General features: G+C 42.4%; 7 protein-coding genes. 2 read left to right on the forward strand and 5 right to left on the reverse strand.

The annotated features are described in order from the left end of the window. Positions 1-151 precede the first annotated feature (151 nt). From HOO90_RS07115 to htpG, 3 genes are all read right to left on the reverse strand, one after another. On the reverse strand, positions 152-829 hold the full coding sequence (locus HOO90_RS07115) for a DUF4197 domain-containing protein (protein WP_292841427.1): 678 nt from the start codon (positions 827-829) through the stop codon (positions 152-154). A gap of 315 nt (positions 830-1,144) precedes the next feature. Further along, the gene (locus HOO90_RS07120) at positions 1,145-3,574 is read right to left on the reverse strand and encodes a glycogen/starch/alpha-glucan phosphorylase (RefSeq protein WP_292841445.1); all 2,430 of its coding nucleotides are present in this window, start codon (positions 3,572-3,574) and stop codon (positions 1,145-1,147) included. Between the two features lie 299 nt (positions 3,575-3,873). Continuing rightward, complete coding sequence (htpG, locus tag HOO90_RS07125; RefSeq protein ID WP_292841429.1) at positions 3,874-5,775, reverse strand: molecular chaperone HtpG; 1,902 nt, start codon at positions 5,773-5,775, stop codon at positions 3,874-3,876. 182 nt (positions 5,776-5,957) lie between these two features. Here htpG and HOO90_RS07130 point away from each other — a divergent pair, with 182 nt between their 5' ends. Both HOO90_RS07130 and HOO90_RS07135 read left to right on the forward strand, forming a co-directional pair. After that, positions 5,958-7,487, forward strand: coding sequence for a Ppx/GppA phosphatase family protein (locus tag HOO90_RS07130; RefSeq protein WP_292841431.1), 1,530 nt, complete (start codon positions 5,958-5,960; stop codon positions 7,485-7,487). Positions 7,488-7,564: 77 nt separating this feature from the next. Further along, positions 7,565-7,999, forward strand: a complete 435-nt coding sequence (locus HOO90_RS07135) for a hypothetical protein (RefSeq protein WP_292841433.1) — start codon at positions 7,565-7,567, stop codon at positions 7,997-7,999. 16 nt (positions 8,000-8,015) lie between these two features. Here HOO90_RS07135 and HOO90_RS07140 read toward each other — a convergent pair whose 3' ends face one another. Continuing rightward, positions 8,016-8,489: a histidine phosphatase family protein gene (locus tag HOO90_RS07140; RefSeq protein ID WP_292841436.1), complete on the reverse strand. Its 474-nt coding sequence runs from the start codon at positions 8,487-8,489 to the stop codon at positions 8,016-8,018. Positions 8,490-8,503: 14 nt separating this feature from the next. Further along, positions 8,504-10,585, reverse strand: a complete 2,082-nt coding sequence (gene ppk1, locus HOO90_RS07145) for a polyphosphate kinase 1 (RefSeq protein WP_292841448.1) — start codon at positions 10,583-10,585, stop codon at positions 8,504-8,506. Between the last annotated feature and the right edge of the window lie 29 nt (positions 10,586-10,614).

Genomic DNA, 10,614 nt, shown 5'->3' on the forward strand with positions numbered 1-10,614 from the left:
ATAGCCGCAACAGTAGGTCCTGCACCACCAACATCCAGAAAATCCATGTAAAGTGTTACATACCTTAAACTCCATTATTGTATTTAGGCTACGATTTTAGGGAACCGCTATTCAATAGTACATGAGCTAGCGAGAATCAGCTCCCTATTTATTACAGCGCCCCAAACACCTTCTTCAACAAGCTACTTGCCTGCCCCACAGGGTCTTGGCGAATGGCGGCTTCTTCTTTGGCAATCATCAAATAAACGCCTTCTAGCGCTTTATTGGTCACATATTGCTCAATTTTCGCATCTTCTTTTTTCACCACGCCATACTTGCTGCCCATTTCAGCGTATTTATTATAGGTTTCCGCTAGTTGCACTTTTTCGGTGGCTTTGGTCACAATGGGTAAGAATTTCTGCGCCATTTGTGTTGATGTGGTTTTTTTGAAATATTGCGTAGCGGCATCTTGTGGGCCCGTTAGAATAGCTTTTGCGTCTTCAACTGTCATTTTTTTGATGGAGTCCACTAGCAAAGTTTTCGCTTCCGGCACTGCGGCCTCAGCTGCGCGATTCATCTTAAGTATCAGTTCATCGGATTGCTTGCCCATGCCCATCATTTTCATGACTTTTTCAACTTTTTTAAGTGAGCTTGGCAGTGGAATTTTGACTTCTTTATTACCCAAGAAACCATCGGTGGCACCCAACGCACTAATCGCTTTACCTACACCTTGCGTAAGTGCTTCTTTTAAGCCGCCGCTAGCTTCTTTATTAGTTAAATCACTCACGCTTAGTGCGTTGGCGTGCGTTGCAAACAAAACAAAACCTAAGATAGCTAATAGTTGTCGCATTTTTGTCTCCCATGAATGATGTGCAACGTAAGCATAACCTTAAACGATGACTTTTGCATGCGGGACAATCATAATTTACGTTTAGGTACTTTTAACTAGATTAATTGACTCTACCTAATATTCAACAAAGACCTTATACCAGCAAGTGGCATCCCCAATTTACTAAGCCGATGAATCGGCAAGTAAATTGCGAAGGTCTTGTCCGTGGAATAGATGAAAAAAGTTCATTACCCACACGCCAAATGATACTGCCCTGGGAACCGCATGGATATTGGCTCGCAGGGCAGTGCTTGTTAAGACGTTTAAATGCTAAATTTAGCTTTTTACATGCCAAATATTTTTCGCATAATCGCCAATTGCGCGGTCACTCGAGAACTTCGCCATATTTGCCACGTTCAGAATGGCCAATCGCGTCCATTCCTCTTGATTTTGGTAGAGCTTGCCAACGCGATCTTGCGTTTCAATGTAGCTGGCGTAATCGGCCAGCAACAAGTATTGATCGCCATTTTTCAGCAAGTTATCAATAATTGGTTGGTAGCGATTTGGCTCATCTATTGAGAAGAAGCCGCTTGCAATCATATCCAACACTTGTTTGAGTTCAGGGTTGCTATGGTAGTAATCATGCGGGTTGTAGCCGTTAGCTTTCACCTCAGCTACTTGTGGTGTGGTCAAACCGAAGATAAAGATATTCTCTTCGCCTACTTCTTCCATTATCTCAACGTTGGCACCATCTAGGGTACCAATGGTTAAAGCACCATTGAGTGACATTTTCATATTACCTGTGCCGCTTGCCTCGGTACCTGCGGTTGAAATTTGTTCAGACAAATCACTGCCTGGGAATAAGATTTCAGCCGCTGAAACTTCATAGTTTGGGTAGTAAACCACTTTCAATTGGTCACCCACCGCTACATCTTCATTGATAATGGCGGCAACATCGTTGATTAAACGGATGATTTGCTTTGCCATCCAGTACCCTGGTGCGGCTTTACCGCCAAAAATAATGGTACGTGGCGTGATATTTTTCTCACCATTCCGAATGCGGTTGTACAAAGTGATGACGTGCAATACATTCAATAGTTGACGTTTGTATTCATGAATGCGTTTAATTTGCACATCAAACAAGCTATTTACATTTAACTTAATGCCCGTTTTTTGCTCGATTTTGGCGGCCAATCTGGCTTTATTCACTTGTTTTACTGCGGCAAAGGCTTTTCTAAAGTCTTTATCATTGGCCAATGGGGCAATTTTTTTGATTTGCGTTAAATCTTTTTTGAAGTCGCCACCAATGACTTTTTCAATCAGCGAAGTCAAACCAGGGTTAGCTTGATTCAGCCAACGACGCGGTGTAATACCGTTGGTGACGTTAGTCATTTTACCCGGGTAAATGCGGTCGAAATCGGCAAATAAATGCTGCTTTAGCAACTGGCTATGCAATGCTGCCACTCCGTTTACCGTGTGACTGCCTACCACCGCCAAATGCGCCATGCGCACACGGCGACCATTAGATTCGTCAATGATGGAAACACGTTTTAACAGCTCAGGATCACCTGGGAAGTGGTGATTGACCATGTGCAAGAACTCGTGGTTTATTTTATAAATAATTTCTAAATGGCGCGGCAGTAGGCGACCAAATAAATCGACTGTCCAAGTTTCCAGTGCTTCTGGCATGAGGGTGTGGTTAGTGTAAGCAAAAATCTTAACTACTAATCCCCAAGCAAAATCCCAGTCTAATCCATGTACATCAACCAATTGATACAACATCTCCGCCACACCAATCGATGGGTGCGTATCATTAAGCTGAATGGCGATTTTGTCTGGCAGAATCTTCCAATCCGCCTGCTTTTTAACATCATGCGTGCTTAAAAAGCGGCGTAGAATATCTTGAATAGAGGCGGAAACAAAGAAATATTGTTGTTTTAAACGAAGCTCTTTACCCAATACTGACGCATCATTTGGGTAAAGCACTTTTGAGATATTTTCTGTGTCGTTACGTTCTTGTACAGATTTCTCATAATTGCCGTCATTGAAATGGCTTAAATCAAACTCACGCGCCGCCTTAGCTGACCATAGACGCAAACTGTTTACAGTTTCGCCATAACCTGGCACTGGCACATCATAGGCCATCGCCACTACGTGCTCAGCATCCACCCAATGTTGCGTTTCGCCTTTCTCCGTTTCATATTTCACTACGTGTCCATAAAACTTGATGCTGTAAGTCGCTTCTGGGCGTTGGAACTCCCAAATATTGCCATAGCGTAGCCAATTATCTGGGTTTTCTACCTGTTGACCATTTTCAATAGTTTGCTTAAACATGCCGTATTCATAGCGAATACCGTAACCAGTGGCTGGGATATCCATGGTTGCCATGGAATCTAAGAAACAAGCCGCTAGACGACCTAAACCACCGTTACCTAGCGCCGCGTCAGTTTCCATTTCTACAGTATTTTCTAAATCACGGCCTAACGAAGCTAAACCACTTTTTAACTCATCATTAATGCCCAAGTTTAGTGCAGCATTGCTCAACATGCGCCCGATTAAGAACTCAAGTGATAAATAGTAAACGCGTTTTGGATCATCACGATAATAAGATTCAGCTGTTTTAACCCATCGCTCAACCACATGGTCACGAACGGTGTAACTCGCTGCGTCGTACCAGTCTCTTGGCGTTGCCGCGTCATTGGTTTTAAAGCTAGAGAAAATCAAATGGTTCTGCAAAGCCTGATCCACCGGCGATAGCTTAGGCATTACGCTCGCTTTTGCTTTACTTGTTCTCTTAGGTTTTGCCGTAGCACTTACTTCAACTTTTGCCGTAGTTTTAGTTGCCGCTTTAGTTTTGGTACTTGCTTTAGCCGGTGTTTTCGCTGGAGTAGTCATTAGAGCCTTTTCGGTGCTTGAAATTATTGATTAATCACAAGCTGTATTCTAGCAAAAAATGTACCACCTATAAATGTCTGAAATGTAAAAACCATTTCTATAGTATTGATAAAAAACCCGCCAAGCTTGGACTTTGGCGGGTTGATTTCTTACTCAATCTTAATAAAAACTTAGCTAATTAAGCTATTCATGCGCTTCACAAAGCTTGCTGGGTCATCCAAAGTACCACCTTCAGCTAACAAAGCCTGATCAAACAGTACGAAAGCTAGATCACTAAAGACTGCATCTGTAGATTCACCCTCAAGACGTTTCACTAATTTATGCGATGGGTTAATCTCTAAAATTGGCTTAGATTCAGGTGCCTTTTGCCCTGCCGCCTTTAACATGCGCGCTAAGTTACCTGATAAGTCATGCTCATCGCTGACTAAGCATGCAGGTGAATCGGTTAAGCGATGCGTCACACGCACATCTTTCACTTGTTCACCCAAAGTTTTCTTGATTTTTTCAACCAATGATTTTGCATCTTCTTCAATTTTCTTTTGAAACTCCTTTTCAGTATCAGATTCAAGTTTGCCTAGATCCAAATCACCTTTGGCGATTGACTGTAATTTTTTGCCTTCAAACTCAGTCAAGCTGCCCAATAACCATTCGTCTACACGGTCAGATAACAACAGCACTTCAAGTCCTTTTTTGCGGAAAATCTCCAAATGCGGGCTGTGTTGTGCGGCTGCAAAACTTTCGGCGGTAATGTAATAAATTGCATCTTGCTCAGGCTGCATGCGCGCGATGTAATCTTTGAGTGAAACGTCTTGCACGTCTTTATCGGCCTTGGTTGAAGCAAAGCGCAACAAGCTGGCGATTTTGTCTTTATTAGCAAAATCTTCGCCCGGGCCTTCTTTCAGCACACGGCCAAATTCCGCATAGAACTTGGTGTAATCTTCAGGTTTGTTTTCTGCCATATCCTCCAACAGGCTCAACACTTTTTTCACAGAACCTGCTTTAATCGCGTCCACATCACGGCTAGATTGCAAAATCTCGCGCGAAACGTTTAAAGGCAAGTCTGAAGTATCAATCACACCACGTACAAAACGCAGATATTGTGGCATCAACTTCTCCGCATCCTCCATAATAAATACGCGTTTTACATACAATTTAATGCCGTGACGGCGGTCACGGTCATACAAATCAAACGGTGCTTTGCTTGGAATATACAACAGTGAAATATATTCTTGCTTACCTTCTACACGGCTATGCGTATAGGCCAGCGGATTCTCAAAGTCGTGAGAAACGTGTTTGTAAAACTCTTGATATTCCTCTTCGGTAATATCATTTTTGCTTCGCGCCCATAATGCAGACGCTTTATTCACCGTTTCATCTTCATCAGTTGCTACTTCAGCACCATCTTTCCACTCGGATTTTTTCATCACGATAGGCAAAGTAATATGGTCTGAATATTTGCGAATGATAGTTTTCAGTTTCCAATCACTGAGAAACTCGTCTTCGCCTTCTCGCAAATGCAATACCACTTCAGTACCGCGTGTTGCTTTTTCCACATCTTCTAATGTGAAATCACCCTCACCTGCAGATTCCCAACACACCGCTTCGTTAGCACCAGCGCGGCGTGTTGTTAATGTTACTTTGTCAGCAATGATAAAAGCTGAGTAAAAACCTACACCAAATTGTCCAATTAGATTCGCATCTTTTGCTTGATCACCCGATAGCGCGTTAAAGAACTCTTTAGTGCCTGACTTTGCGATGGTGCCAATATTGGCAATTACCTCATCACGGTTCATACCAATTCCGTTATCACTTATTGTTAGCGTGCGAGCGTCTTTATCAAAGGCAACGTAAATTTTAAGCTCACTGTCGCCTTCATAAAGCGCGCCATTGCTAATGGCTTCAAAACGTAATTTGTCTGCGGCATCAGAGGCATTAGAAATCAACTCACGCAGTACAATCTCTTTGTTGCTATACAAAGAGTGAATCATCAGTTGAAGTAATTGCTTAACCTCCGCTTGAAAAGCCATCGATTGTTTTGGGTGAGTCTCTTTTTGTAAAGTCTCGGAGGACATAGATTTAGCTCCTAAATGAGTGAATAAAAAAACATTAAATTCATAATGGGGCTAAGGGGATTATTTTCAAGACGGTAAATTTAATTTGTCATTAAAATTTCACACTCTACTTTCACACTATAATTGCATAATAAACAATAATATTGTTTTCACACCTTCAATTGATCAATCACAAAAAGTGTATGAATAACGCTCAAAATACTACAGCTCATTTACCTGCGGACAACGCTCTGCTAGCGGCCATTGACTTAGGCTCGAATAGCTTTCGATTAGAAATTGGCCGTTTGGATAGCGGCCACATTCAGCGCATCGAATATTTAAAAGAGGCTGTTAGGCAAGGGGGTGGATTAGATGAAAATCGCAACCTGACACCAGAATCAATCGAGCGCGGTATACGTTGCCTAGCCAGATTTGGCGAGCGTCTGCAAGGCTTTGCCCCATCACATGTGCGCGCAGTAGCTACCCAAACCTTACGCGAGGCAAATAATCGCGAGGTATTTATCAAGCTTGCTAAAAAAGCCTTGGGATTTGATATCGAAGTGATTTCAGGCGTTGAAGAAGCGCGATTAATTTATCAGGGCGTGAGTCGATTCTTACCACAATCCAATGAAAGACGATTGGTCATAGACATTGGCGGGCGATCTACCGAGTTTATCCTTGGCCAAGGTTTTACTTCGCAGCATACCGCCTCCTTGCATGTAGGCTCGGTCGCTTGGTCACTTAAACACTTTGCCAGTGGTGAATATACCGAAAAAGCATTTACGCGAGCCGAGATAGCGGCTGAGTCCATCTTTGAAACATTAGGCGCGAACTTTAGCATTAAGCAATGGGATGTTGCCTATGGCGCCTCTGGCACAGTAAGCGCAGTTGCTGATGCTTTAGTGCAATATGGCCGACCCATCAACACTGTTACGAAGGAAGGTTTGCATTGGCTACGTGATGAACTATTGCGCGCACGTCATGTGGAAAAACTTCGCTTGCTAGGTCTGCGAGAAGATCGAAAACCCGTTATTGCAGGCGGTTTATCGATATTAATCGCTATATTTGATTTTTTAAACATTGAAACCTTAAAAGTCGCACAAGGTGCGCTGAGACATGGCTTATTGTATGACATGCTAGCGCACGAAAACGAAATAGTGGATTTAAGAAACGCTTCTGTAAAGAGGCTTGCACGTAGGTTTGATGTGGATGAGGCACAAGCTAAGAATGTAGCCGATGTTGCGGAAAAATTATTTGAAAAAATCAGTGAGCCCATACAATTTGCATCAGGCGAGTATCAGTTACATGCACGCAAACTGTATTGGGCAGGACTCCTGCATGAAATTGGCTGCATCGTCTCGCCAATCGACGCGCATTTACATGGCGCGTATATATTGGAGCATGCTGAACCTGCTGGTTTTTCGCAAAGCGAATTACATTGTTTGAGTTTGTTAATATTAGGCCAACGAACGAAATTAAAACGATTAGAGGCTGATTTTTCCAATCGCGTTTTTATCATGCAACTTGTCTGTTTGCGTCTTGCCGTTATCTTGTGCCATGCGAGGCAAACGCCTAATTTAAGAGGTTTTCAGCTTAATTTCGCAAATAATTTTATACAATTATCAGTACCAAAAACTTGGCCAGAAAAATATCCGCAATCCTATTATTTACTAGAAGAAGAAACACTCGCTTGGCAGAAGATTAATTACCGTTTTGAATTATTAAGCCATTGAATTTTGTCATAAAAAATTCATATTCAAAGTGGGTTTAACGGTATAAACTGTTTATATCGTTTAATTTGGAGATTTAAATGTCAAAAATCAATCAACTACAAGCTGCAGCCTTAAAGGGCCCTGTTGAAAAAACGGATGCTGCGAAAACCCCAGAAAAAAAAGTTGTGGTAGCTAAACCTGTTGTTTCTAAACCTATTGTTACAAAACCTGTAGCCGCAAAGCCAGTTGCCGCCAAACCTATTACAGCAATAAGAAAAGCCAAGGTTGCCAAACCCACGAAAGAAAAAACTCCAAAATTAAAAATGGAGCGTGACAGTTTTACGATGCCTAAAGTTGAATATGCTCAATTTTATGTACTTAAGGAACGCTTAGCAAAACTAGGTCAACCCGCTAAAAAAAGTGAACTATTGCGCGCAGGCATAATGCAACTAACCGCAATGACAGATGCCGCACTTAAAGTAGCATTGAGCAAAGTGCCTGCAATCAAAACTGGCCGACCTAAAAAGAAATAAACACCAAATAAACTGTTTAATACTCTGGGTGTTGCACTGTGAATAAATACGTTTGCAATACCCCATTGACTTCACGCTGGCGCAACCACCAAATTGCGCCTTTTTTTACAGCGCAAGCCGACTCATGCATGCCTAGTAGCTTAGTTATTATTAAACCAAGGTTTGGCTGATGGCCAATAATCAGCAGTGTTTTACTACTATCATCATTGATAATTTCTTTAGTAATGCGCGCTAGCGTGCTTTCTGCACTTAAAAAATCAGCAACTTTAATTTCAAGGGGATTGAGATTGTATAAAGCAGTTGCAGTCTGAACGCAGCGCTTAGCTGGACTACATAAAATTTCCACGTTCGAAGGCAAATGTTGATGCAACCAGTTCGCCATCTTTTTTGCATCTTTTTGTCCTCGCTTGGTGAGCGCCCTATCTACGTCTAGGCCGCTGGAACTGCTGTCTTCAGCCTCAGCGTGCCGCCATAAGATTAAATTAGCCATATTGCCTCTGTTAACTAGTTGGCGTATTTTTTGAGCAATTGCAGTTGTGCGCTTAAAGTTTGTTCATGAGAAACTGTGTTAGTTTTTGGCTTTGCTGTATTACGCGTACTTAATAAATATGTTCCATCTTGGTTTAATAGCCAAGCGTCGTGATTATCATCCAAATACATTTGACAGCACTCTTGCAAGATACGTGCGCGATTCGTTTCATCTTGAATCGGCCATGCAATCTCAACCCGCCGCATCATATTTCGATTCATCCAATCTGCACTCGATAACCACATATTTTCAGTTTGGCCAATTTTAAAATAAAAAACACGTGAGTGTTCTAGCAATCGACCGACAATCGATCGTACTCGGATTCGTCCATCTAAGCCCGGTGCATCAATAGGCAGTATGCAAGCGCCACGAACAATTAAATCAACCCCCACTCCCGCCCTTCCAGCCTTCACTAGAGCCTTAACCAGCGCCTCGTCAGTAAGCGCATTCATCTTTAAAATGATACATGCGGGATTACCAGCCTTTGCCGCAAGCTCAGCACTTCTAATTTTAGCAAGCATCTGCCGATGTAAATTAAAGGGTGCAACCAGCAACTTCTGCATGCGTGGCAACTTAATCTGGCTGGCGATATGTCGGAATAGGCATTCCATGTCACGTGTGATTTGTTCATCTGAAGTGAGCATACTAACATCGGTATACAAGCGTGCGGTTCGAGGATTGTAATTGCCCGTAGAAACATGTCCATAATGCTTCAGTTGCCCACCTTCTCGTCGCATAACCAACAACATTTTAGCGTGTGTTTTTAAACCAACAATTCCGTAAACCACTTGTGCGCCAACAGATTCAAGATCTTCTGCCCAGTTAATATTAGCCTCTTCATCAAATCTGGCTTTTAGTTCTACCACGGCCATTACTTCTTTACCACGCCTTACCGCTTCTTGTAGTAGCTTGAGCATGCGTGGGTCTGAGCCCGTACGGTAAATGGTCTGCTGAATAGACAGCACATCGGGGTCGTAAACCGCTTCACGTAAGAAATCGATGACCGACTCAAAGCTCTCATACGGCTGATGGATTAATATATCTTGTTGTTTTAACTGCGTAAAAAAAGATTGATTCGGCAATATCTGTTGGCTAATCTTAGGCTCAAATGGTTTAAACTTAAGGTCTTCACCTTCTGCCAAATCAGCCAATTGCATCAATCTAGCTAAATTCACAAGACCATTGACTCGATATAAAGATTGTTTTGGCAAGTCAAACTGTTGCAATAAAAATTTTGCTAATTTTTCATCACAACCATGTGAAATTTCCAATCGAACTGCATCTCCAAAATTGCGTTGCACCAAGCCCTTACGCAAGGCCGTTCGTAAGTTTTTAACATCCTCTTCATCGACTGACAATTCGGAATGCCGTGTTACTCTGAATTGCGAAAAATTCAGCACCTCTCGACCGGCAAATAAACTGGATAGATGAGCCCGAATTACACTCGATAGCGAGATAAATTTCTGCTGCTTTCCACTCAAATTTTTAGGCAATTTAATCAAGCGTGGCAGCACTCTAGGCACTTTCACAATCGCAATATTGTTAGCTCGGCCAAAGGCATCATTGCCACCCAGTAATACAATAAAATTAAGCGATTTATTGGCCACTAATGGAAACGGGTGGGAAGGGTCTAGTGCGACAGGCACAAGCAAAGGCCGTACTTCAGTTTCAAAATAGTTTGCAACCCATCGCCGCTGTTCTGGAGTACGATCACCATGCGAAACTAAATGTACGCCATGATTTGCAAGCGCAGGCATTAACTCGGTGTTAAAAATCTGATATTGCTTATTCACCAAAAGGTGCGCAGCTTCTGAAATCGCTTGGTAAGTTTGCACATTAATTGCACTTTTTTGCACATCGTCGCGCATAGCATCCACATGTGGAGCGGCACGCACCTCAAAAAACTCATCTAGATTTGAAGAAACAATACAAAGAAAACGTAAGCGCTCAAGCAGCGGATAATCAGGATTTTGTGCGAGACTCAACACACGCTCATTGAACGCCAAAATACTGGTGTCACGGTTGAGCAACTTTAATGGAGGATATATTGAACGCATATTGTCTTTGAATTTTTTATCCAGGGTAT

It is taken from the genome of Methylotenera sp., assembly GCF_013141425.1.
In the GTDB taxonomy this organism is placed as follows: Bacteria; Pseudomonadota; Gammaproteobacteria; order Burkholderiales; family Methylophilaceae; genus Methylotenera.